26 protein-coding genes and 2 tRNA genes are annotated in these 22,338 nt (G+C 34.5%); 11 read left to right on the top strand and 17 right to left on the bottom strand.

All coding sequences use genetic code 11. The features are described 5' to 3' along the window. Positions 1–140: 140 nt before the first annotated feature. Positions 141–2,042, bottom strand: a complete 1,902-nt coding sequence (locus DMB68_RS14945) for a S9 family peptidase (RefSeq protein ID WP_110347466.1) — start codon at positions 2,040–2,042, stop codon at positions 141–143. Positions 2,043–2,215: 173 nt separating this feature from the next. On the opposite strand from DMB68_RS14945, the gene DMB68_RS14950 reads away from it, so the two are divergent. The 4 genes from DMB68_RS14950 to DMB68_RS14965 all read left to right on the top strand — a co-directional run bounded on the left by DMB68_RS14950 (position 2,216) and on the right by DMB68_RS14965 (position 5,476). Next, positions 2,216–3,328: an NAD(P)/FAD-dependent oxidoreductase gene (locus DMB68_RS14950; protein ID WP_110347467.1), complete on the top strand. Its 1,113-nt coding sequence runs from the start codon at positions 2,216–2,218 to the stop codon at positions 3,326–3,328. Further along, positions 3,328–4,095, top strand: coding sequence for a monofunctional biosynthetic peptidoglycan transglycosylase (mtgA, locus tag DMB68_RS14955; protein WP_110347468.1), 768 nt, complete (start codon positions 3,328–3,330; stop codon positions 4,093–4,095). The genes DMB68_RS14950 and mtgA overlap by 1 nt, the downstream gene beginning before the upstream one ends. Then, the gene (locus DMB68_RS14960; RefSeq protein ID WP_110347469.1) at positions 4,085–5,041 is read left to right on the top strand and encodes a lipid A deacylase LpxR family protein; all 957 of its coding nucleotides are present in this window, start codon (positions 4,085–4,087) and stop codon (positions 5,039–5,041) included. Before mtgA ends, DMB68_RS14960 begins: the two co-directional genes overlap by 11 nt. A gap of 105 nt (positions 5,042–5,146) precedes the next feature. Then, positions 5,147–5,476 (top strand): YegP family protein, encoded by a 330-nt coding sequence (locus tag DMB68_RS14965; RefSeq protein WP_110347470.1) that lies wholly within the window; start codon positions 5,147–5,149, stop codon positions 5,474–5,476. A 220-nt stretch (positions 5,477–5,696) separates the two neighbouring features. On the opposite strand, the gene DMB68_RS14970 is transcribed toward DMB68_RS14965, so the two are convergent. Continuing rightward, a complete protein-coding gene (locus DMB68_RS14970; RefSeq protein ID WP_110347471.1) occupies positions 5,697–6,260 on the bottom strand; it encodes a DUF6642 family protein in 564 nt (187 codons plus the stop codon). A 167-nt stretch (positions 6,261–6,427) separates the two neighbouring features. Between DMB68_RS14970 and DMB68_RS23395 the strand changes: the two genes are divergently transcribed. Beyond that, on the top strand, positions 6,428–6,601 hold the full coding sequence (locus DMB68_RS23395; RefSeq protein ID WP_165830148.1) for a hypothetical protein: 174 nt from the start codon (positions 6,428–6,430) through the stop codon (positions 6,599–6,601). 114 nt (positions 6,602–6,715) lie between these two features. Beyond that, a complete protein-coding gene (locus tag DMB68_RS14975) occupies positions 6,716–7,192 on the top strand; it encodes a hypothetical protein (RefSeq protein ID WP_124019440.1) in 477 nt (158 codons plus the stop codon). A 101-nt stretch (positions 7,193–7,293) separates the two neighbouring features. On the opposite strand, the gene DMB68_RS14980 is transcribed toward DMB68_RS14975, so the two are convergent. From DMB68_RS14980 to DMB68_RS14990, 3 genes are all read right to left on the bottom strand, one after another. Beyond that, entirely contained in the window at positions 7,294–7,542 is a 249-nt protein-coding gene (locus DMB68_RS14980; protein ID WP_110347473.1) for a GIY-YIG nuclease family protein, read from the bottom strand. A 42-nt stretch (positions 7,543–7,584) separates the two neighbouring features. Beyond that, positions 7,585–7,658 (bottom strand) — tRNA-Ala (locus tag DMB68_RS14985). An 11-nt stretch (positions 7,659–7,669) separates the two neighbouring features. Next, positions 7,670–7,742 (bottom strand) — tRNA-Cys (locus DMB68_RS14990). 104 nt (positions 7,743–7,846) lie between these two features. On the opposite strand from DMB68_RS14990, the gene DMB68_RS14995 reads away from it, so the two are divergent. From DMB68_RS14995 to DMB68_RS15005, 3 genes are all read left to right on the top strand, one after another. After that, entirely contained in the window at positions 7,847–8,611 is a 765-nt protein-coding gene (locus DMB68_RS14995; protein WP_110347474.1) for an enoyl-CoA hydratase/isomerase family protein, read from the top strand. A 161-nt stretch (positions 8,612–8,772) separates the two neighbouring features. After that, positions 8,773–9,225 (top strand): 6-pyruvoyl trahydropterin synthase family protein, encoded by a 453-nt coding sequence (locus DMB68_RS15000; RefSeq protein WP_110347475.1) that lies wholly within the window; start codon positions 8,773–8,775, stop codon positions 9,223–9,225. 115 nt (positions 9,226–9,340) lie between these two features. Further along, a complete protein-coding gene (locus DMB68_RS15005) occupies positions 9,341–10,084 on the top strand; it encodes a UDP-2,3-diacylglucosamine diphosphatase (protein ID WP_110347595.1) in 744 nt (247 codons plus the stop codon). On the opposite strand, the gene DMB68_RS15010 is transcribed toward DMB68_RS15005, so the two are convergent. The 8 genes from DMB68_RS15010 to DMB68_RS15045 form a co-directional block, all read right to left on the bottom strand. Continuing rightward, a complete protein-coding gene (locus DMB68_RS15010; RefSeq protein ID WP_110347476.1) occupies positions 10,085–11,299 on the bottom strand; it encodes a cytochrome c3 family protein in 1,215 nt (404 codons plus the stop codon). Between the two features lie 73 nt (positions 11,300–11,372). Next, the gene (locus tag DMB68_RS15015; protein ID WP_110347477.1) at positions 11,373–11,729 is read right to left on the bottom strand and encodes a hypothetical protein; all 357 of its coding nucleotides are present in this window, start codon (positions 11,727–11,729) and stop codon (positions 11,373–11,375) included. A 161-nt stretch (positions 11,730–11,890) separates the two neighbouring features. Continuing rightward, complete coding sequence (locus DMB68_RS15020) at positions 11,891–13,171, bottom strand: MFS transporter (RefSeq protein WP_110347478.1); 1,281 nt, start codon at positions 13,169–13,171, stop codon at positions 11,891–11,893. Beyond that, the gene (recJ, locus tag DMB68_RS15025; protein WP_110347479.1) at positions 13,164–14,861 is read right to left on the bottom strand and encodes a single-stranded-DNA-specific exonuclease RecJ; all 1,698 of its coding nucleotides are present in this window, start codon (positions 14,859–14,861) and stop codon (positions 13,164–13,166) included. The genes DMB68_RS15020 and recJ overlap by 8 nt, the downstream gene beginning before the upstream one ends. A 28-nt stretch (positions 14,862–14,889) precedes the next feature. Beyond that, positions 14,890–15,378 carry a hypothetical protein gene (locus DMB68_RS15030; protein ID WP_110347480.1) on the bottom strand — a complete coding sequence of 163 codons (489 nt, stop codon included), beginning with the start codon at positions 15,376–15,378 and terminating at the stop codon, positions 14,890–14,892. 28 nt (positions 15,379–15,406) lie between these two features. Beyond that, positions 15,407–15,751 (bottom strand): HopJ type III effector protein, encoded by a 345-nt coding sequence (locus DMB68_RS15035; protein WP_110347481.1) that lies wholly within the window; start codon positions 15,749–15,751, stop codon positions 15,407–15,409. A 122-nt stretch (positions 15,752–15,873) separates the two neighbouring features. Then, a complete protein-coding gene (gene rsmI / locus DMB68_RS15040; RefSeq protein WP_110347482.1) occupies positions 15,874–16,593 on the bottom strand; it encodes a 16S rRNA (cytidine(1402)-2'-O)-methyltransferase in 720 nt (239 codons plus the stop codon). Positions 16,594–16,631: 38 nt separating this feature from the next. Then, a complete protein-coding gene (locus tag DMB68_RS15045) occupies positions 16,632–17,651 on the bottom strand; it encodes a hypothetical protein (protein WP_110347483.1) in 1,020 nt (339 codons plus the stop codon). A gap of 230 nt (positions 17,652–17,881) precedes the next feature. Between DMB68_RS15045 and DMB68_RS15050 the strand changes: the two genes are divergently transcribed. After that, the gene (locus DMB68_RS15050; protein WP_110347484.1) at positions 17,882–18,472 is read left to right on the top strand and encodes a thymidine kinase; all 591 of its coding nucleotides are present in this window, start codon (positions 17,882–17,884) and stop codon (positions 18,470–18,472) included. Positions 18,473–18,501: 29 nt separating this feature from the next. Next, on the top strand, positions 18,502–18,921 hold the full coding sequence (locus tag DMB68_RS15055; protein WP_110347485.1) for a hypothetical protein: 420 nt from the start codon (positions 18,502–18,504) through the stop codon (positions 18,919–18,921). A 69-nt stretch (positions 18,922–18,990) separates the two neighbouring features. Here DMB68_RS15055 and rpoN read toward each other — a convergent pair whose 3' ends face one another. From rpoN to DMB68_RS15075, 4 genes are all read right to left on the bottom strand, one after another. Beyond that, entirely contained in the window at positions 18,991–20,451 is a 1,461-nt protein-coding gene (gene rpoN, locus DMB68_RS15060) for an RNA polymerase factor sigma-54 (RefSeq protein ID WP_110347486.1), read from the bottom strand. Between the two features lie 80 nt (positions 20,452–20,531). Then, complete coding sequence (locus tag DMB68_RS15065) at positions 20,532–21,059, bottom strand: twitching motility protein PilT (protein WP_110347487.1); 528 nt, start codon at positions 21,057–21,059, stop codon at positions 20,532–20,534. Further along, positions 21,049–21,399, bottom strand: coding sequence for an STAS-like domain-containing protein (locus DMB68_RS15070; protein ID WP_110347488.1), 351 nt, complete (start codon positions 21,397–21,399; stop codon positions 21,049–21,051). Before DMB68_RS15070 ends, DMB68_RS15065 begins: the two co-directional genes overlap by 11 nt. 48 nt (positions 21,400–21,447) lie before the next feature. Further along, positions 21,448–22,338 (bottom strand): ATP-binding protein, encoded by an 891-nt coding sequence (locus DMB68_RS15075; protein ID WP_110347489.1) that lies wholly within the window; start codon positions 22,336–22,338, stop codon positions 21,448–21,450.

Consider the following 22,338-nt stretch of genomic DNA (forward strand, 5'->3'; position numbering starts at 1 on the left):
AATTGTGATTAAGGAATTTTGTTTTTTGAAATGATTACTGCAATTTATTCAATATTTTCTGTTTTAAAAAGCCAAACTTTCTATAAAAAAGAAAGACCACAGGCTATAAACCTGTGGCCAATATATTTTTGCTGTTTTTATTAAAGTGTTTCCTTCAGCCATTTAAAAAATTCGTTTTGCCAAACCTGAGCATTCTGAGGTTTTAAAACCCAATGATTTTCATCCGGGAAATAGAGCAAACGGCTCTTAATACCTCTTAATTGTGCTGCCTGAAAAGCTTCCTGAGATTGTCCAATTGGTACACGGAAATCTTTTCCGCCCTGAACAATTAAAATAGGCTTATTCCAGTTTCCAACCAAAGTTGCCGGATTAAATGTTGTATATGCTTTTTGCGCAACGGCATTGTCTTTTTCCCAGTAAGCTCCGCCAAAATCCCAGTTGTTAAAGAAAACTTCTTCGGTTGTGCCAAACATGCTTTGTGTATTAAAAACACCATCGTGAGCAATAAAAGTTTTAAAACGGTTTTTATGAATTCCTGCTAAATAAAATACAGAATATCCTCCGTAACTTGCACCCACACAGCCTAAACGGCTTTTGTCAACGTAATTTTCTTTGGATACATCATCAATCGCAGAAAGATAGTCATCCATAACCTGACCACCCCAGTCTTTACTGATCTGCTCGTTCCATTCTACACCGTGACCCGGCATTCCGCGACGATTTGGTGCAACAACAACATAACCTTTAGCAGCCATTAAAGAAAAATTCCAACGGAAAGAATAGGATTGTGTCAATGCTGCCTGTGGACCGCCCTGACAAAACAATAAGGTTGGATATTTTTTTGAAGCATCAAAATTGGGAGGTAAAATTACCCAAACGAGCATTTTTTTGCCATCAGTTGTAGTTACATAACGCTTTTCAGTTTTGCTAAGCGTTAGTGTTTTGTAAGTTTCTGTATTGATATTTGATAATTGTTTCCAGGTATTTTTCTTCTGGTTAAACGAATAAATTTCTGAGGCATGATTCATGTCAGAACGTGTTACAATAATGTCATCACCGGAGAAACCAATTAAGTCGTTTACGTCAAAATCACCATTTGTCAACTGACGAACTGTAATTGCAATTCGGGTCACTCCCGGAAAATTGACAGTAAAAAGCTGTTTAGTTCCATCAACCGGTGCAACAAAAAAGACATTTTTACCATCTTTACTCCAGATAAAATTATCTACAGTTCCATCCCAATTGGCAGTTAGGTTTTGTTTGATGCCTTTAAACTCAACAATAATATCGTTTTTATCCGACTCATAACCGTCGCGTTTCATTTGCAGCCAGGATAAATTTCCTGTTGGAGAAAATTGAGGAGCGGTATCATAACCCAAATTGTCTTCGGTTCTGTTTACTGTTTTTTGAGTTTCTAAATTGTACTCATAAATATTTGTATTGGTAGAAATTGCATAGGCAGTTCCTGCTTTTTTCTTGCATACATACAAAATGCTTTTATTGTCCGGAGACCAGATATAATCTTCGTCGCCTCCAAAAGGTTTTTGAGGTGAATCAAAATTTTCACCTTTTAAAATGTCTATTCCTTTTGCACCGTCTTTGTTTTCTTTATAAAAAACATGATTAAATTTCCCTTCGTTCCAGGTATCCCAATGACGATAATCCAGGCCATCATAAATTTGGGCATCCGATTTGTCAAGATTCGGGTAGAAATCTTTTCCTAAGACTTTCTCTAATTTCACTTCTTCATTATACACCAAATATTTTCCGTCAGGTGAAATGTTTTTGTCTGCCAAAACCTCTTTCGTGTCTTTAATTTCTGTTGCATTTCCTCCGTTTACCGGCAGAATGTAAAATTTAGAATTTGATTTGTTTTCTTCTACTGAAGGAGTTGAAACCTTAAAAACAACATTTTTAGCATCTTTAGAAATTCCAAGTGGCGTAACTCTTCCTAATTTCCAAAGCAATTCCTGCGACATTACATTCTGTCCGATAGCGTTTAAACTCATCATTATTAAGGTTATAAATAATACTTTTTTCATAATAAAAATTCTATTTTTTGTGATGCTAAAAATACAACATTTAAAGCCTGGATAGTTAAATTTCAAATTTCAATAATTGTTAAAATTTAGGAGCTTTTAAAATCTAAATTCCAAACTGACTTATATTGTTTATATGGTTTAAAAAAATCATTATTTTTATAAAAAAGTCTGAGATGGAATTAAGTTATTGGGAACTAAAAAACTGGTTTACAAATGTAGACTATACCATTGTTGGAAGCGGAATCGTAGGTCTTCACACTGCATTGCGCTTACGCGAAAGATTTCCGTCAGCAAAAATTCTGGTATTAGAAAAAGGGATGCTGCCACAAGGAGCAAGCACCAAAAATGCAGGATTTGCCTGTTTTGGAAGCCTGTCTGAAATTATGGAAGACTTAAAAACACATACAGAAGAAGATGTTGTCGAGTTGATAGAAAAGCGTTGGCAGGGTTTGCAATTACTTAGAAAAAGGTTAGGGGATACTGCTATAGATTTCAAACCATATGGAGGATATGAGCTGTTTTTGAAAGAGGATGACTTTGGGTTTACGGAATGCGTTTCTAAAATCCCTTTTATAAATGAAGTTTTAAAACCACTTTTTAAAGCAGATGTTTTTACAAAAGAAGTTGACCGGTTTGGGTTTCAAAACATACAGGAATATTTGATATTTAATCCGTTTGAGGCGCAAATCGATACCGGAAATATGATGCAGGAATTGCTGAAGCAAGCTATTGCGGCCAATATTTTAATTCTGAACCAGCAAACTGTTACTTCTTATGCTGATGCAGGAAATCATGTTGAAGTTGTACTGAATGATTTTAGTTTTAAGACAGAAAAAATACTTTTTGCAACAAACGGTTTTGCAAGTGTCTTGACAAATGGTGCTGTACTGCCTGCGAGAGCTCAGGTTTTAATTACAGAACCCATTCCGGATTTAGATGTTAGGGGAACTTTTCATTTAGATCGGGGTTATTATTATTTCAGAAATATAGGGGACAGAATTCTTCTTGGTGGAGGAAGAAACCTCGATTTTGAAACAGAAAATACTACTGAATTCGGACAAACCAAAATTGTGCAAAATAAATTGGAAGATTTGCTGAAAAATGTAATTTTACCAAATCAGGATTTCCAGATAGCCCATCGGTGGAGTGGCATCATGGGAGTCGGAAACAGTAAAAAACCTGTTGTGTCGCAACTGTCTGATAACGTGTTTTGTGGAGTGCGTTTAGGAGGAATGGGAGTAGCAATAGGCAGTTTAATAGGAACAGAATTAGCAGATTTAATATAATGGCAGCCAAAAAACCAACACCAAAAAAAACAACCGCAGGTAAATCTAAACCTGCTTCTAAGAAATCAAACCGCTCTTTGGGACAAAAAATAAAATGGTTTTTCATTAAAGCTGCTTTATGGTTTTTCGGCATTTCGATTGCATGGGTTGTAATTTTAAAATTTGTTCCTGTGTTTTTTACACCACTAATGGTTATACGGGTAATAGAGAATAAAATGTCTGATAAAGAAGTGTACTTCGATCATAATTGGGAACCTATTGAGAAAATTTCGAAGAATCTTCAGAAAGCCGTTATTGCTAGTGAAGACGGAACTTTTTTGTATCATAACGGATTCGATTTTAAAGCGCTTCAAAAGGCATATAAAAGCAATGAACGTGGCCGCAGGATCCGTGGTGGAAGTACCATTTCGCAGCAAACAGCTAAAAATGTTTTTCTGTGGCAGGGAAAAAGTTACTTCCGTAAAGGTCTTGAAGCTTATTTTACAGTTCTGATTGAAATTATCTGGGGTAAAGAGCGTATCATGGAAGTTTACCTGAACAGTATCGAAATGGGTGATGGCGTCTACGGTGCTTATGCAGCAACTGAGCATTGGTACAGGCGCGATGCTTCGAGTTTAACGCCAATGCAGGCTGCCGGAATTGCAGCCATTTTACCAAATCCAAGAAAATTTAAGGCAACGGGATCCTCGAGTTATATCAACAGGAGAAAAGAAAGAATTGTTCGTGAAATGCGCGCAGTTGGTAAAATAAATTATGATGGGAAGTAAAAAAGTTTTTTTTCTGCTTTTCATGTTAGCATCTGTTTTTGGTTTCTCTCAGGGGAAGACCACCGAAATAGGTTTTATCACTGATAATGATTTGTACACTTCATTTAAAAATGACATGTACTATACCAACGGACTGGAAATTTTTTATCGCTTTTTGTCGAAAAATGAGAACATAAAAATCAATAAAAAAATTACTGAATTCAGAGTCGGACAATATATTTACAATCCGAGGTTTATTAATGCAGAAGCGGTAACGATCAACGACCGCCCTTTTACAGGATATCTTTTTGCAGAAGCCGGACGCAGTTTTTTTTACCAAAGCGAATCGGTTTTGAAAACTGATTTTCAGATTGGGTATATGGGACCGAATGCTCTTGGCGAAGAAATGCAGGAAAGTTTTCACCATATTATTGGGTATAAAGAAGTTTATGGCTGGGATAACCAGTTGCATAATGCTTTGGCCCTGCAGGCACATGTGCTGTATTCTAAGAAATTATTTAAGGAGAGACATCATGATTTTACAGATTTCCACTTTCAGTCGGAAGCGAATCTGGGAACCATTTTTACAGGTGTTTCTACAGGTATTTTAGCCCGATTTGGTTTTAAAAAATTACTGCCTGTTTACGATTCTAATCTGCATGATGCATCGGTAAGTTTTGAACCACAGTACAATGTTCGTGAATTTTACTTTTATGCTATGCCAAGCGTTAATTATCAATTTTATGATGCGACAATTCAGGGAAGTATGTTTAATGATACAAGTCCGTTGACATTTGATTTGGAACCTTTGCGTTTTAATGCTGAAGCCGGTTTTAAATACCGACATAATGATTTTAATGTCTCGTATTCTTTTATGTATCGCGGAAGAGAATTAAAAGATCCTGATACCAATACAAATACAGGGTATTTTTATGGATCGATTCGATTGGGATTTTTATTGAAGTAGTTTATAAATTCAATAATTTATGGTTAACCGTAAAAATCGTATTTCTAAGTTTTGTAATTTTATAGAAGCACAATAAAAATATTTCTAAACTTAAACCAAATCAGCATGGGAAAATTTGTAATTACAAAGAGAGCCAACGGCGAATTTCAATTTAATTTAAAAGCCGGCAACGGTCAGACGATTTTGACAAGTGAAGGTTATGCCAGCAAAGCAGCTTGTTTAAACGGAATAGAATCTGTAAAAACGAATTCGCAGGATGATTCTAAGTATGATAAAAAAGAATCTTCAAACGGAAAACCCTATTTTAATTTAAAAGCATCAAACGGTCAAAACATAGGTGCAAGCGAAATGTATGAAAGTACAGCAGCGAGAGATAATGGTATTGCCTCTGTTAAATCAAATGCTCCGGATGCTGCTACTGATGATCAGGCATAATTTGATTTAGAATAAAAATATAATTGAAAGCTCTCGTAATTGAGGGCTTTTTTATTAAATAAGGTCTTAAAAAGTTCAAATTTCTAACTTAGCCCTGATGGAAGCGGCATCTCCCGATTTAGAAAAACAAGGCTTTTTAGCCGTAGTTTTTGTTATCGGGAATATAGCGAACAGCAGGACAAAACCTCTTATTGAAAACAAAATAGCTGCTTCTAAAAAACTAATAATACAGCCTAAAATCAAGTAATTTACAGAGGTCATAATGCTTCTCATAAAGTGTTTCTACGATTTCAATGAGGTCATCTTCTTTCTGACATAATTTGAAAAAAGCCTTATCAACTGATCCTGTGCTGGTAAATTTGTTGGAAAACGTTCCGTAACCCGAAATGGCTCTTGCGCCTGTAATGTCCAGGAAATATTGCGCTTCCTCTTCGTTGAGATCCAGTATTTTTGAATTGGCAAAATGCAAAATTTTGCCTTTCATTTTTCCTTCAAAGATTTCGGCAATTTCTTCTAAGCTGTAATAGTAGTTATTCAGGCAAATATTGTTTGCTTCACCCTTCATAACCAGATAGATAATTTCGTAATCTTTAAAATTATGATCGTCATAGAGCAAAGTATTCAGGCTTTCTTCGAGTCCTTCAATGGTGTCACAGGTTTTGTGAATACTTGAAATGCCCTGATTATAGGCTAATTTTTCTAAGCTTTTAACTACCTCTGTTGCAGTGTCGTTTTCTACATCTGAAACCCCTTCCAGACAGAAAATAAATTTATCAGAATCCATGACGATTGATTTAATAAACAGAAATTAATTTTATCCCTGACAGCAATTTAATTATAATAGTCCGGATATAAAAGGCTCTGAAGGCAGTTTAACATTATGATTAGGCTTAACCTTTAGATAATGTATTGAAATTTTAAAAGCTTTATTTTTAGGTTAAAATTAAAGTTATGGAAATCAATTGGATAGTAATTGGAGCGTTTGCTCTAGCGGTTCTGGTGTTGGTTTTGTTTATGATTAAAAAAAATCAAAAAGAGAAAAAGAAACTTACGGAGTTTTTAAATAATGAATTTGAAAAATCTGAGGAAGACGAACCTGATTTTGATAATGCAGGCGAACGATGACCTGTAGATACTGATGTATAGTGAACCGTTTTTTATGGTTTTATACTATTTGGCTTAATAATTGATTTGTAGGAAATCAAGGTTAGTTATAGTATGAACATATAAAAAAATAGAATGAAAAAAATTTTACTTTTCTGCTTGTTTTGCAGTGGTGCAATGGCTCAGAATAAAAATTTTAGTGTAGAAAATAATCTAATCACCTGGAAATTGGTTTATAATACCTCTGTAAGTATTTCTGATTTGAAAAATAATCCAAGGCTTGAGTTTAAAACCGATTCGACGGGAAGTATTAAAAAGGGTTCTGAAAATTTAAACAAGCTTAATGAATACACCGCCGATTTTAAAATTGAAAGTAAAGCAGGAAAATATCGGGCAACAGTTTATAATATCAGGCTTTATGACCCTAAAGCAGTTGTAAGCTCAGGAGAAACAAAAGTTATATATCCTATTGATAACCCAATTGAAAAAGAATGGTTAAAAAGAAACGGTACTGTTAGAGAGGCTTTGTTATGGTATAATATTACAGAAATTATGAATCCATTTTTAACGGAAATATTTACTCTAAAGAAAAGAGTCAAAGAAGATTGGTAAAATTCTAAATAACAAAAAACCGTATTACAATTAAGTAATACGGTTTTTTTGTGGAGAATATCGGATTCGAACCGATTACCTTCCCGATGCATCGGGATGCTCTAGCCTTTTGTTTCTATTAGTTTTTCTATATATTTTCTGCTTTTTATTTTTTTTATTTGTAATTCTCTTTGGCAGGCTTCGCTTCGGGTCAAAAAAGTTTCAAAATATTTTAATTCCCAGTCCTTCGCTATTTTTGTGTATTTGCTTCTACTGTTCAAATGATCTTGTAAACGTTGTTCAATATCTTGGCAAGAACCAATATAGTATTTGTTAATCGTCTTTGAATAGATGATATAAGTGTAGTACATAAAGTATATAAATGAAAAAACCCAAACAGTGTTTGGGTTTTGTGGAGAATATCGGATTCGAACCGATCACCTCTTGCCTGCCAGGCAAGCGCTCTAGCCAAATGAGCTAATCCCCCCTTTTTATATTTGGAGTTTTATTAGAATCGAACCATTACCTTCCCGATTGCATCGGGACGCTCTAGCCAAATGAGCTAATCCCCGTAGCGAGAGCAAATAAAGTCAATTAATTTTCAAAAAACAAATTTAAGAGAGTTTCAGGCAAAATATTTTTCAAAACCGTAACTTTACGTTTAAATCTATTTTTATGAGTTCAGAAAATCAAAGCGGATCTTTGCAGACTACTTTTCAAAATACTGTTGCTAACGTACAATTTGGTCATCCGGCCAGCAATTCTTTTCCACGAGCATTGTTGGATCGTTTGACAGCCGAAATTAATTTGCTGAGCAGAAACGAAACCATTTCTGTAATTGTATTGCAAAGCGAAGGCTCAAGAGTATTTTGTTCCGGTGCTTCGTTTGATGAGCTTCTGACCGTACAAAACGAAGAGCAGGGAACCGAATTTTTCTCCGGTTTTGCTCATTTGTTAAATGCGATGCGAAACTGTACCAAACTCATTATTGGCCGTGTTCAGGGAAAAGCTGTTGGAGGAGGAGTTGGTATTATCGCTGCCTGCGACTACGTTTTGGCAACACCTGAAAGTGCCGTGAAACTCTCGGAACTTGCTATTGGCATTGGACCGTTTGTGATCGAGCCTGCCGTTTCACGTAAAATCGGTAAAATGGCAATGACCCAGATGACTTTGGCTGCACACGAATGGAAATCGGCAAGCTGGGCCTTGCAAAACGGACTTTATTCATCACTTCACAATGCAGATTTACTGGATGCCGAAGTCGAAAATTTTGCTCAAAAACTAAGTTCATACAACCCCGAAGCTTTATTCGAAATGAAGAAAATTATTTGGGAAGGTACAGAACAATGGGAATCCATACTAATCGAACGCGCTAAAATTACCGGTAAACTGGTTTTGTCCGATTTTACAAAAAAGGCTTTATTACAATTTAAGAAGTAGTTTTTTCAGGAGCTGTTCCTGCTGTCCGCTATATCTTTTGTGGCAGACCCTGCCACAAAAGGATGCCGCTTCCATCAGGGCTAGAGCCGTAAATCAAGACCTTTTTGCATTAAAAGAATATTTCTCGCTTGTATTTGCTAAATTTGCAGAAAAAACAACCGATGAGTAATATCAGAATTACAAAACAATTTAGTTTCGAAACCGGACATGCTTTGTACGGCTACGACGGAAAATGCAAAAACGTTCATGGACACAGTTACAAATTATCGGTAACGGTTATTGGTTCGCCAATTACTGACCGGTCAAATGTAAAATTCGGAATGGTAATAGATTTTTCGGATCTAAAGAAAATTGTAAAAGAAGAAATCGTCGATCAGTTTGATCATGCAACTGTATTTAACGAAACTACCCCACATATCGAATTGGCAAACGAACTTAAAAACCGTGGACATCACGTAATTTTAGTAGATTATCAGCCAACCAGTGAAAACATGGTAATTGATTTTGCTAAAAGAATCATATCACGTTTACCTGTCGGAATTTCGCTTTTTTCTTTAAAACTTCAGGAAACTGAATCTTCATTTGCAGAATGGTTTGCAAGTGATAATCAATAGAGAAATTCCATTTTTTTAAATTCCAAATTCCAATCCTTCGCCTTCGCTAAGGATGGCAATAGGACCAAAGTCTAAAATTCTAAGAAGTCTAAGATCTAACAATCTAAAAAACCAGATGAAAAAAATATATTTTGCTTCTGATCAGCATTTTGGAGCTCCAACTCCCGAATTGAGTTTGCCTCGTGAAAAAAAATTCGTGGCCTGGCTTGATGAGGTAAAAGAAGATGCGGAAGCTATTTTTTTATTAGGTGATTTATTCGATTTTTGGTTCGAATATAAAACGGTTGTGCCAAAAGGCTTCGTTCGTATTTTAGGTAAACTGGCTGAACTTCGCGACAGTGGAATACCAATTTATTTTTTCGTAGGGAACCATGATTTGTGGATGAACGATTATTTTGAAACCGAATTAAATATTCCGGTTTATCATGACAATAAAGAATTTACGTTTAACGGAAAAACATTCCTAATTGGTCACGGTGATGGAAAAGGTCCCGGCGACAAAGGATATAAAAGGATGAAAAAAGTATTTACAAATCCTTTTTCAAAATGGCTTTTCCGTTGGCTTCATCCTGATGTTGGTGTTAGTTTAGCGCAATACTTATCAGTTAAAAACAAATTGATTTCCGGTGATGATGATGTGAAATTTTTGGGCGAAGAAAACGAATGGCTGGTTTTGTATGCCAAACGAAAACTCGAAACCAAACATTATAATTATTTTATTTTTGGCCATCGTCACCTGCCTATGATCATTCCGGTTGGAGAAGATTCAAAATATGTAAATCTGGGTGACTGGATAGGTTATTTTACTTACGGTGTTTTTGATGGTGAAACTTTTGAGCTTAAAAAGTTTGATAAATAATTAATTTTTAGCAGCCGGATAAATAGCTATTTTATGCGTTCTTAGCGAATAGCTGTTAACAGCTGAACTATTTGATTGCTGAAAACGGATTACTTTCGAATTTTGTGTTGGCATATGACATTCTAGGCAATTATTCGCTAACCCCGATTTTGAAATTGTTTTTAAAGTAGCAGCTTTGTGCTGTGTACTTTGATGGCAGCTCATGCAGATTTTAGAATAAGAAATACTTTTCTGAGGCGCATCCTGATGGGGATTATGACAGGTAATACAGTCCATAGTCTGGCTTTTCTGAAAACATTTGCTTTGAGAAAGCAGGCCCAGCTGGTTGCCATGAACGTCATAATTCAAAGTGTCTTTTGGACGTCGGTTTTCCTGAAAATAATCGGACAGACTTTCTCCCGGTTTAAATTGAAATCTTGATTTTAGTTTAATTTTATCATTCCCCGAATGGCATAAGGCACAGGCATCTATTCTTTGCTGCCTGTTCATATTACGAAAAGAAACCATATTTTGCGCTTTCTTTAAATCAGGAAATTTTAAATGCGCCCGGACATGTTCTTTTGCCGGTCCATGACAGCGCTCGCAATCTATCCCATAAACTAAAGTGTTTTTGTTCATAAAGTTATGGACTTCCATTCCCATATAATTATAAGCTTCTGAACTGTTTGTAGTCACATAGTCGCTTGCAATATTAGAACTGTGGCACGAAAAGCATTCTTTTTGTATTTTTTTACTAAAATTGGCTTTCGTAGCAGAATAATCCGGACTTGTTGCCCAGTTGTTTATCGATTTATAGTAAGAGATGGGCAATTCATAAAAAGAATGATTTTTCCAATATCCACTTGTTTGTGCATGTTTAAAGCCAAAGAGAACGTCAAAAGGATGTGCTTTAACTTCTTTTTCATTTTTGTATAATACCTGATAAAGTGAATCATTACGTTCTTCCATGACTAATTTAGTATTTTGGTCATAGACGAAAGTATTTTTGCCATTTGTAAAATGCCCTAAGATATTTTCTTTAGTTCCGGGTAATGTGGCTTTGTAATGGGCGCTGAGTATAGAAGTTTCATGCTGCTTTTGATGACATTGAATGCAGCTTTCAGAACCTGCGTAATCGGTTCCGCGTGGGTCTGTGTAATTGTCAGATTCATTTTTACAGCTTATTAAAAACAAGCTCAGGACAAAAACGGTAAAAAGATTACGAGCTATTTTCATTATCGTAAATATACTTTTTTTAAATAAATATATTTAAATTATGAAAAATACCTGTTAAATAATTTAGAATTTCTTAGTTTAAGCCCGGTCCATATACATATTCATCTAGGTCAATTCGAAATAAAGTTCCTTCAATCAAATCTTTTATGGATTTTATTTCTTTCATAGAAACGGCTAAATCAACTTGGGATAAAGGTGTTTTGAGTAAAAATTTATGGCAGGAATTTCTCATTTCACAAGCTTTGCAACAAGTGTTTTCAATAAGGCTGTCTTCAATTAAATCACAAAACTGATTCAACTCAGATATGGAAAGGTAGAATCCGGTTTCCCTGAAAACCAATTGTACTTTATCTAAAATGGTTTTGTTTTCCTTTTTCCAGTAAAAGGCTACCCCAAAGTTATTATGGTATATCTGTTCAATATCTTTCATTATAAAATCCTTTATTTCAACAAATATAAATATTATTTATATTAATTCTAAATAAAAAATTGATAAAATTGTGAAAAATTCTTTACGATATAAGTCATATAAGTTCATTTTAGTTTATATCGTAATCCTTTAAATGAACTTATATGGTTTAAAGTTATTTTTTATTCCAATTTCTGATGATCTTCCATATCTCTATTCAGATCCAAATTTCTAAAAGTTGGTGATTTAAGTGCGGTTACAATAACGGTCAAAAGCGTCACACTTCCACCAAAAACAACTGAAGTTACAGTTCCCATTAATTTGGCGGTTGCACCACTTTCAAAAGCACCAAGTTCATTAGAAGATCCAACAAAAATTGAATTTACAGCACCAACACGACCACGCATATGATCCGGCGTTTTAAGCTGCAAGATAGTTTGCCTGATTACAACCGAAATTCCGTCAGCAAGTCCACTCAAAAATAAAGCGAAAACAGAAAGCCAGAAATAAGTTGAAAGACCAAATAAAATGATCGACAATCCAAAAACAAATATGGCTGTTAAAAGTTTCTTTCCTGCATTTTTATTTAAAGGTACATAAGCAGAAACGAGTACTGTAATAAAAGATCCTACTGCCGGAGCAGCCCTTAAGATACCAAAACCTTCAGAACCCACTTTTAAAATATCCTGAGCAAAAACAGGCAATAATGCTACCGCTCCGCCAAAAAGTACCGCAATCATATCAAGCGATAACGCACCTAAAACAATTTGGTTTTTGAATACAAAATTCAAACCTTCAGTAAGACTGTCTTTTATAGATTCTCCAATTTTCGGATTTAAGATTGGTTTTTTGCTGATTTGCGATAAGGCAATTAAGGAAAGAATAGAAAATCCGAATACCAGACACATAGACCAGTGAACGCCAATCCAGTTGATTGAAAATCCTGCCAATGCGGGACCCATAACCGCTCCAATCTGCCAAACCGTACTACTCCAGGTTGCCGCATTTGGATATGCTTTTTTAGGAATAATCAATGAAAGAAGCGAAAAAATAGTCGGCCCAAGAAAAGCACGAACTAATCCTCCTAAAAATACTAAGGCATAAATCGAATATAAAATTGTATCGGAAGACAATCCGCCTACAACTTTTGGCCAGGTTAATAAAAACAGTCCGAAACTGATTACGGAGAATCCAAGAATACATTTTACCAACAATCCTTTCTTTTCTCTTTGGTCTACAATATGTCCGGCAAATAGAGCCATTCCAACGGCTGGAATAACTTCCATTAAGCCAATTATCCCTAACGAAAGCGGATTCTTAGTTAAACTGTAAACTTCCCATTCAATTACAATAAATTGCATGGACCAGGCAAAAACCATCGCGAAACGCAATAATAAAAACACATTGAATTCTCTATAGCGTAACGCCTGATACGGGTCGTTTTTCTTTTCTTTGTTATTCATTTATTCTAATGTCTTTCAGCATAAGCTGAGTTGTAATATTTCCGTTCCATTCATTCTCAGCAATGCAATAGGCTAGTTGAAACGGATTTTGATTTTGTGCAATATTTATTTTTTTTCCTAAACCAAAGCCAATAGCAGCAATTCCTTCTGGATCATTTTGCTTTACAAAAAGTCTCAAATGTTCATCATCTGCACCTAAAGTTTTGGCGTAACCTGTATCTTTTATGTTTCTGGTCATAAAAACCGGTGTCATATTCTGAGGACCAAAAGGTTCAAATTGTTTTAAAATCCGAATCAGTTTTGGCGTTATATCCGAAAAATTTATTTCGGCATCAATTTCGATTTCAGGAGTCCGCATTTCGGGTAAAATGGTTTCTTCGACACATTTCTCAAAAGCCGTTTTGAAAGCCGGATAATTTTCTGCCTTCAAAGTCATTCCGGCAGCATACATATGTCCTCCAAATTGTTCCAGATGTTCAGCACAGGCATCGAGCGCATTGTAAACATCAAAACCCTTTACAGATCTTGCAGAAGCAGCATATTTATCGCCGCTTTTAGTAAAAACCAAAGTAGGGCGGTAATAAGTCTCGATTAATCTCGAAGCTACAATTCCGATTACGCCTTTGTGCCAGTCTTCCTGAAATACTACCGTTGAAAATCGTTCTTCTTCATTATTTTCTATAATCTGCTGGAAAGCTTCTTTGGTGATTCTTTTGTCAAGATCTTTACGGTCTGCATTGTATTTTTCGATTTCAGAAGCAAACTGCTGAGCTTGTTCAAAATCAAATTCGGTCAACAATTCAACCGCATGATTCCCGTGTTTGATTCTTCCGGCTGCATTTATTCTTGGAGAAATAATAAAAACAACATCTGTAATATCTAAGGTTTTCTTTTTCACCTGATGCACCAAAGCTTTTATTCCCGGGCGAGGGTCGCTATTGATAACCTGTAAACCGAAATAAGCCAAAACCCTGTTTTCACCTGTAATCGGTACAATGTCTGCTGCGATTGCCGTAGCCACTAAGTCAAGATACGGAACTAAATCTTCAATGGTTTCATTTCGATTTTGACCTAAAGCCTGAATCAGTTTAAAACCAACTCCGCAGCCGCACAATTCATCGTAAGGGTAGTAGCAGTCTTCTCTTTTTGGATCTAAGACAGCAACGGCATCCGGGAGAATTTCGCCTGGTCTGTGGTGATCACAAACTATAAAATCAATTTTTTTTGCTTTCGCGTAGGCGATATGATCAATAGATTTTATTCCACAGTCTAAAGCGATAATTAAAGAAAATCCGTTGTCGTCTGCAAAGTCAATTCCTTTATAAGAGATTCCGTAACCTTCATCGTAACGGTCCGGAATATAAGTCGCAATATTTGGGTAATGGGATTTCAAATACGAAGAAACCAAAGAAACAGCAGTCGTTCCGTCGACATCATAATCGCCAAAAACCAAAATGTTCTCCTGATTTTCAATCGCCAATTCGATTCTTGCAACAGCTTTGTCCATATCTTTCATCAGATACGGATCATGAAGATGTTCTAATGATGGACGAAAGAAATTCTTTGCATCTTCAAAAGTTTCAATTCCGCGCTGAATCAAAAGCGTGGCTACAAAATCTTCTACATTTAAAGCTTGTGCCAGATGTTTGATTTTATCTTCAGAAGGTTTTGGTTTTATTGTCCAGCGCATTGTTGATTTTAGATTTTAAAATGTTGATTTAAGGCTTTAAATTGTCAAAACTATTATTTATCAAAATTATTAAATCTTCAGGATTTTTATTTTGACTTTTGAAGTTATAAAATTGACTACTTATCGACTTATCTATTGCTTTTCCGTTAGTAATTTTGATTAAGTAAGGAAATCCTTTTCGGTCAGAAACGTTAAATAACATATGTGAAATATATTCTTTAGGAAGTTCGGATTTTAGATTCCGTCCTTCCAAAAAGACATATTCAATGTCTTTACTAAGTTTCCCAACAATGTTTTTTTCGATATAATGATGATTATTTTTTCGAGTATTATAACAGAAAAATTTTTTTCCTTCAATCAATAATAAATAATCCTGATATTTCTTTTTGAAGCTTTTTTTTCGGAAATAATCAAATATGAAATAAACTAGAATTACAGGAAAAAATAGTATCAACAAAGGAATGCTAATTATGAGCAGAAATATCACAAGTGGGATTTCTTTTAATGTTTCCTTCATTTAGTATCGTTTAAAACACTGTTAGCATTTATTTCAACTCCAAAGCATTTCCTTCAAACTGAATTCCGTCCCAGCCTAAGTTGATGAAATTTCTAATGTTTTGATGATTTGTTCCGTTTGGATCTTTTAAAACTTCTTCAAAATAAAAAGCGCCAAAACAGGCTAAAGTTTCTTCTTTGCTTAAGTTTTGCAATTTTGCGAAAGAAAATAATTTGCAGGAACCTGAATTTTCGCCCGCAGCATTATGTTGAGTTCCGTTTTGGAAAGCAGTTGGCGTAAAGTTGTAGTTTTCCTCGATTACTGAAATAGTTTCAGGAAATGTTATTTGTGTTGGGTTTTGTTTTACTTTTTCTAAAAAGGTTTGGATGCTCATGATATATTATTTGATGTTTTTTCGCCACGAATTTCACAAATTCCACTAATTAAACTCGTGCTAATTTGTGAAATTCGTGGCGACTTTTTCTTTATTTAATTCTAATTTGTGGTTAAAAATATTTATTCCTCTTCGTCTTTCGAATATTTACTTTTCTTAGCTTCTTTCTCTATTGTTTTTCCGGCAACAACTACAACAATTTCTCCTCGTGGCGCTGTTTTCTCAAAATGTATCAGGACTTCTTTTGCAGTCCCGCGTACATTTTCTTCGTGTAATTTTGATAATTCACGCGAAACGCAAACTTGTCTGTCTTCTCCAAAATACTGAATAAATTCACTTAAAGTTTTAACTAGTTTATGTGGAGAAACATACAAAATCATCGTTCGGGTTTCTTCGGCCAAAGCCAAAAAACGGGTCTGGCGTCCTTTTTTCTCCGGAAGGAAACCTTCAAAAATAAAACGGTCATTCGGCAGTCCGCTGTTTACTAAAGCGGGAACAAAAGCCGTTGCACCCGGAAGGCATTCTACTTCAATCTTGTTTTCGACACATGCCCGGGTCAATAAGAAACCCGGATCTGAAATCGCCGGAGTTCCTGCATCTGAAATTAAGGCGATGGTTTCGCCTGCTTTTAAACGTGCAATTAAATTTTCGGTCGTTTTATGCTCGTTGTGCATATGATGGCTGTGCATGTGTGTGCCAATTTCAAAATGCTTCAGCAATTTGCCACTCGTTCGGGTATCTTCGGCCAAAATCAAATCGACTTCTTTGAGAATCCGGATGGCACGAAAAGTCATGTCTTCGAGATTGCCAATTGGCGTTGGAACGATATATAATTTAGACATAGTTTGTTTGTGAAATGTAAAATGTGAGATGGCAATGATTATGAAAATTTCTTCTCAATAATTCCAAGAAAACGCTCTTCATAATCTTCTTTACCTTGCCAGTCGTTATAATCCGGTTTTACCATCGTGTCGATGAATTCTTTTGCTTCGCTATAATCATCAAAAGTCAGAAGTTGATTTAAAACACGGCTGTAATCTTCGGTATTGTTTCCGAAAAGGTTTTTGGTAAAGGCAATTCGGTCGTTTAAATCTATATGGAAACCTTTTGCCAGTTTTTCGTTTAACGGAACTGTTTTTGGTTTTGCAGGTTCCGCAATTACAGTCTGAACAGGTTCTTTTTTCTCTTTAAATTCATTTGTAGATGCAGTTGGTGTTGGAGTGACATTTTCAAAATCGTCAACTTTTACAAATTGCGCATCGGCATAATTAACGCCTAAAATATCTTCAAACGAAATAGACACAGCATTAGATTTTGAAGTTGTTTCTGCTTTTGGTTCTACTGCCTTTATTTCTTCTTTTTCTAATTCAAATGCAGGTTTAAAATCAGGAATTGGTTTTAAATCGCTTACTGTTTTAAAAGAAAGTTCTTCGGCTGGTTCTGTTTCTTTTTTGGCTTCCAAAACAGGGGCTTCAATTTCTTTAGCAATCTCCTCAACAATTTCTACGGGAATATCGACTACAATTTCTTTTGGCTCAATAATCACTTTTGGAAGTTCGGCAACGATTTCTTCAGGGGATTCTTCAATAATTTCAGGTTCAGCAATAGTTTCTGCCTCAATTGCAGTTTCCTCAACGGCGACAGGGAGTGTTTCTTCAGCCTTAATTTCTGTAGCAGGATTTTCTTCTTTTTCAAAAATAGTTTCAACCTGAGTTTCTATTTCGCTATATCCGATAGTTGGTTTTAAATCATCGAAATTTTCTTCTACAAATTTTAAAATCGCCAGTTTCTCGTATAATTTCTGTGTTTCCAAATACAATTGATTGATATCGGATTTGTTTTTAAGTTTTAAAATTCGATGTGCAATGCTGATTAAATCGGCTTCCAGTTTTTTTTTCATAACTATTGAAATTATAGTGAATAGGGTATTTTAGTATATTTTGAATGTATTTTTTATTCGCGAAAGAAATTCGCCTGATATTTATTTTCTGTTAATAAATGCGAGCGAATCTTCAATTTGATAAAAATTCTCTACTTTTGAAAAAGTGTAAAATAACAATTTTCCACGTCAATTTATTACCAGTACAAAGTAATAAAAACTATTCATTTTTAAAGGTAGAAAAATACAAAATGTTTCTCGAAAATACAGTAAATCACAAAGAACAATTTGGCTGGATTGAAGTTATTTGTGGATCAATGTTTTCGGGTAAAACCGAGGAGTTAATCCGCAGATTAAAACGCGCCCAATTTGCCAGACAAAAAGTCGAAATCTTCAAGCCTGCTATTGATACACGTTATCATGACGAAATGGTAGTATCTCACGATTCCAACGAAATTCGCTCAACTCCCGTTCCGGCAGCTGCGAATATCGCAATTTTAGCACAAGGCTGTGACGTCATCGGAATTGACGAAGCGCAGTTTTTTGATGATGAAATTATCACGGTTTGTAATGATCTTGCCAATCAGGGAATTCGTGTGATAGTTGCAGGACTTGATATGGATTTTAAAGGAAATCCATTCGGACCAATGCCCGGACTTATGGCTACTGCAGAATATGTAACTAAAGTTCATGCCGTTTGTACCAGAACCGGAAACCTGGCAAATTACAGTTTCCGTAAAACCGATAATGATAAATTGGTGATGCTTGGCGAAACCGAAGAATATGAGCCGCTTAGCCGTGCAGCGTATTATAATGCCATGAAAAAAATACAGGAAAAATAGATTGTAGTTTTATTTAAAAATACCATAAAATGAGAAAACAGAATATTCTATTTTTAGCAATTATTATAATAGCGTTGGGTACAGCAGGGTATTTTTATTTTTTTCTTGCTGAAAATACTGAAGAAGTAAATAAAGAAGTTGTTGAATTGGTTAAAAAATACAATGAAAATTGCCCGTTGATTATTCAGGATGGAATTCGTCTGGAAAGTGTAAGTTTACACGAAGAAAGAACTGTGCAGTATAATCTGATTTTATTAAATGTTATAAAGCAAACAGCTGAGATAAATGTTATAAAAACAGAAATTGAAAAAAGCCTCATTAGTACAGCTAAATCAAATGCAGGTCTTAAGACTTTTAGAGAAAATGACTATACATTAGTTTATAGCTACAGTGATAAAAAGAAAGTCTTTTTATTTAATGTGAAGATATTTCCGGATCAGTATAAATAAGCTTTTAATCCAAATAAAAACCCGACAGATTTTAAAAAATTTGTCGGGTTTTCTATTTTATAGAAAAAACTAAATCTTCTTTCTCATCCTTGCCACCGGAATATCAAGTTGTTCACGGTATTTGGCAATTGTTCTTCTGGCAATCGGATACCCTTTTTCTTTTAAGATTTCGGCCAATTGATCGTCTGGAAGCGGTTTCTTTTTATCTTCTTCCTCAATTGTATTCTTAAGAATCTTTTTGATTTCTAAAGTCGAAACATCTTCTCCCTGATCGTTTTTCATCGCTTCAGAGAAAAATTCTTTAATCAGTTTTGTTCCGTATGGCGTTTCAACATATTTGCTGTTGGCAACACGCGAAATTGTCGAAATATCCAAACCAACCATATCTGCAATGTCTTTTAAGATCATGGGTTTTAATTTGGTTTCATCGCCATCTAAGAAAAATTCTTCCTGATAGTGCATAATCGCATTCATTGTTACAAAAAGTGTTTCCTGACGCTGTCTGATCGCATCGATAAACCATTTAGCCGAATCCAGTTTTTGTTTGATAAACTGAACCGCATCTTTCTGTGCCGTCGATTTATCACGGGAATCTTTATACGTCTGCATCATTTCCTGATAATCTTTAGAAACGTGCAGGGAAGGAGCATTTCGTCCGTTTAGAGTCAGCTCTAATTCACCGTCTACAATTCTGATCGCAAAATCCGGAACAACGTTTTCCGTAACTTTATTGTTTCCTGTAAAAGAACCACCCGGTTTTGGATTCAGTCTTTCGATTTCGTGAATGGCTTTTTTAAGCTGTTCGTTTGAAACCGCGTATTTCTGTAAAAGTTTATCGTAATGTTTTTTAGTAAAAGCATCAAACTGATTTTCAATAATATCAATCGCTAAATCAACATATTCAGTCGGTGTTTTGTGCTTTAATTGTAATAAAAGACATTCCTGTAAATCACGCGCCCCAACTCCTGAAGGTTCCAACTCGTGAATTACATGAAGCATTTTTTCGACCATTGCTTCGTCAGTATAAATTCCCTGAGTAAAAGCCATATCGTCTACAATATCCGGAATGCTTCTGCGGATGTAACCCATATCATCAATACTTCCAACAAGAAATTCAGCGATTTCACGCTCCTGATCATTCAGAATAAAAGTATTCAGCTGATTGATTAAATCCTGATGAAAACTGATTGGAGATGCAAAAGGCGTTTCGCGTTCTTCATCTTCACTGTAATTGTTAACCTGTGTTTTGTAATCAGGCGTATCGTCGTCGCTTAGATATTCATCAATGTTGATGTCCTCAGCTTCGATTCTGTCTGATTCGGCATCATCATAATCGTCGTAGTCTTCATTAGCGAATTCATCTGCTTCGTATTCGTCTTCCTGTCCGGCTTCTAAAGCAGGATTTTCGTTCATTTCTTCTAATAAACGCTGTTCAAAAGCTTGCGTAGGCAATTGAATTAACTTCATCAGCTGAATTTGCTGTGGAGATAATTTCTGGGATAATTTTAAATTTAAAAATTGCTTAAGCATTTATAATTGTTAAAAGTTTCATATTTCAAGAAACAGTTTAAGCAACTTGAAATGTGGGATTTGAGAAGGTTTTTGTTTTTTTATGGTTTTAAAATAGTAGCTGAATGACTTACTTTTTGAAAGTCTCCGTCATCACTTACAAAAAACCAATTATTTTGGATGCATAATTCTAAATAATAAGCATCGTTAAAATCAATGGTTTTGAAATTCATTAATACATTTTCAATATTTATTGAATTAAAATTATCTGAAAAACGCTCTGATAATTTTAAAATCTGATTGATGCAACTTTCAATAACTTTTTCGGTATTTTTATATCTGGAGGATGCGAGATAATCTTTTTTGTAATCTGCGGTATAGTTTTTTGTTTCATTTTTCCAAAGATTAAAATCTAATCTTAAATTGGAATTTGAAAATTCAGAAATAATAAGGCTGTTGAGAACAATATCACAATTGTATGTTTTTAGTTGTCTAAGGAAATTTGAAATACTTGATTGCTTGTTTTTTTCATAATTTCCAATAGGAGAAAATAGAAACATCCAAATATTATTATCAAAAAAAAACATTTGATTGTATTTAGGTGTGAAATCCTGTATTTTAATCTCCATTTATTATTGAATTTGTAGAGTCTTCAAATCTGTCTTTGTCTCGAAAATATTCTTTAGCTCTTTTTACTACTTCACTAAAAAGTATTCTATCCTCTTTTGCTACGTTTTTTAAATTTAAATATTTATTTAAAAAATCATCAGAATAAGTAGGATTACTATATAGTTGACCAATGGCCGCATTCAAGAAAGCTGTTGTCATTATAGATATTCCTTCAAAGTCAACAGCTACCGTTTCATTCTTTTTCAAATAATCAGTAATTAAATCATGTATCAAATCTCCGTCACTTGTAGATACAGCGATGTCTCCCTTGATAATTTCTCGGATTATTATAGTGCTCATTTTAAAAGTATTTTATACAAAATTAGTGTTTTTTATATTAGTAAAAAGTTAAAAAGTGAAATCCCAATTTTCTGAATGTTCTTCAGCCAAAGAATAGTATGATTTGTCATTTAAATTAAACCTTAAGTTTGCGATTGTTCCTTGAAATGGATTTTCTAATATTTTGGTTTCAGTTACACCTCTTTTGTATTCCCAAAAACCATTTGATGAAATGATTTGAATTTTTCCATTATTCAATTTTATAAATTCAAAAATTATATCTAAACCTAAGCCGCCAGGAATGTTTCCAGATTTTGTAGTATTTCCTTTTTGCATTGCCCAAGAAATTGCGTCACAACTAGATAATTCATTTTCGTTTTTCAAAAATCGATTTACATTTTCTTTAATATTTACACCTCGGTCAACGATCGTTATATTAAATTGTTTTTCTAAAGAATTTGGGAAATACTGCCCGCAAGTATGAATGAAATTGCATTTTCCATGGGTTCTGGCGTTTTCATAAAGTTCAAAAATGTTTTGCATTATTTTTTTTCCTAATTTTTCACTATGTGATGGAAAATCTTTTTTGCTTAATAATTCTTTTTTAATGTAAGTATTAAAGCCTTCGTCATCAGTTGGATTAAATTTTCTGTATTTAACGACAGTGTCGTAGTGATCTATTGCTTTTTCAAAACCATGGTTGCTTAAAAACTCATTTTTACATAAAATTTTTTGTACAGAATTATTAAAATTTTGAAAAGTTATTTTTTTGTTTTCATTTTCGAGAATTTCAATCATTGTGCCCAATACAGCACAAAGATTTGCTTCAAAAAAATGAACGCCAGCAAAATCAAAAATTATGTTTTCATCTTTTATTTTGCTGGCATCATTAACAAGATTAATTAGCTTTTGATAACCTGTCCAATCACTGGTTATGTTGTTTTCAAAGTAAATGATCAT

Source organism: Flavobacterium hydrophilum, assembly GCF_003202405.1.
GTDB lineage: Bacteria > Bacteroidota > Bacteroidia > Flavobacteriales > Flavobacteriaceae > Flavobacterium > Flavobacterium hydrophilum.

Coding starts and splice junctions, on each gene's coding strand:
- DMB68_RS14980 (WP_110347473.1), bottom strand. CDS start 7,542: ATGTACTACACTTATATCATCTATTCAAAGACGATTAACAAATACTAT.
- DMB68_RS15045 (WP_110347483.1), bottom strand. CDS start 17,651: ATGAAAAAAAAACTGGAAGCCGATTTAATCAGCATTGCACATCGAATT.
- DMB68_RS15015 (WP_110347477.1), bottom strand. CDS start 11,729: ATGAAAGATATTGAACAGATATACCATAATAACTTTGGGGTAGCCTTT.
- DMB68_RS14965 (WP_110347470.1), top strand. CDS start 5,147: ATGGGAAAATTTGTAATTACAAAGAGAGCCAACGGCGAATTTCAATTT.
- rsmI (WP_110347482.1), bottom strand. CDS start 16,593: ATGTCTAAATTATATATCGTTCCAACGCCAATTGGCAATCTCGAAGAC.
- DMB68_RS15050 (WP_110347484.1), top strand. CDS start 17,882: ATGTTTCTCGAAAATACAGTAAATCACAAAGAACAATTTGGCTGGATT.
- mtgA (WP_110347468.1), top strand. CDS start 3,328: ATGGCAGCCAAAAAACCAACACCAAAAAAAACAACCGCAGGTAAATCT.
- DMB68_RS15070 (WP_110347488.1), bottom strand. CDS start 21,399: ATGAGCACTATAATAATCCGAGAAATTATCAAGGGAGACATCGCTGTA.
- DMB68_RS15055 (WP_110347485.1), top strand. CDS start 18,502: ATGAGAAAACAGAATATTCTATTTTTAGCAATTATTATAATAGCGTTG.
- DMB68_RS15000 (WP_110347475.1), top strand. CDS start 8,773: ATGAGTAATATCAGAATTACAAAACAATTTAGTTTCGAAACCGGACAT.
- rpoN (WP_110347486.1), bottom strand. CDS start 20,451: ATGCTTAAGCAATTTTTAAATTTAAAATTATCCCAGAAATTATCTCCA.
- DMB68_RS14950 (WP_110347467.1), top strand. CDS start 2,216: ATGGAATTAAGTTATTGGGAACTAAAAAACTGGTTTACAAATGTAGAC.
- DMB68_RS14995 (WP_110347474.1), top strand. CDS start 7,847: ATGAGTTCAGAAAATCAAAGCGGATCTTTGCAGACTACTTTTCAAAAT.
- DMB68_RS15065 (WP_110347487.1), bottom strand. CDS start 21,059: ATGGAGATTAAAATACAGGATTTCACACCTAAATACAATCAAATGTTT.
- DMB68_RS15005 (WP_110347595.1), top strand. CDS start 9,341: ATGAAAAAAATATATTTTGCTTCTGATCAGCATTTTGGAGCTCCAACT.
- DMB68_RS15010 (WP_110347476.1), bottom strand. CDS start 11,299: ATGAAAATAGCTCGTAATCTTTTTACCGTTTTTGTCCTGAGCTTGTTT.
- recJ (WP_110347479.1), bottom strand. CDS start 14,861: ATGCGCTGGACAATAAAACCAAAACCTTCTGAAGATAAAATCAAACAT.
- DMB68_RS15075 (WP_110347489.1), bottom strand. CDS start 22,338: ATGATCATTTACTTTGAAAACAACATAACCAGTGATTGGACAGGTTAT.
- DMB68_RS14970 (WP_110347471.1), bottom strand. CDS start 6,260: ATGGATTCTGATAAATTTATTTTCTGTCTGGAAGGGGTTTCAGATGTA.
- DMB68_RS15035 (WP_110347481.1), bottom strand. CDS start 15,751: ATGAGCATCCAAACCTTTTTAGAAAAAGTAAAACAAAACCCAACACAA.
- DMB68_RS14975 (WP_124019440.1), top strand. CDS start 6,716: ATGAAAAAAATTTTACTTTTCTGCTTGTTTTGCAGTGGTGCAATGGCT.
- DMB68_RS15030 (WP_110347480.1), bottom strand. CDS start 15,378: ATGAAGGAAACATTAAAAGAAATCCCACTTGTGATATTTCTGCTCATA.
- DMB68_RS14960 (WP_110347469.1), top strand. CDS start 4,085: ATGGGAAGTAAAAAAGTTTTTTTTCTGCTTTTCATGTTAGCATCTGTT.
- DMB68_RS15020 (WP_110347478.1), bottom strand. CDS start 13,171: ATGAATAACAAAGAAAAGAAAAACGACCCGTATCAGGCGTTACGCTAT.
- DMB68_RS14945 (WP_110347466.1), bottom strand. CDS start 2,042: ATGAAAAAAGTATTATTTATAACCTTAATAATGATGAGTTTAAACGCT.
- DMB68_RS23395 (WP_165830148.1), top strand. CDS start 6,428: ATGGAAATCAATTGGATAGTAATTGGAGCGTTTGCTCTAGCGGTTCTG.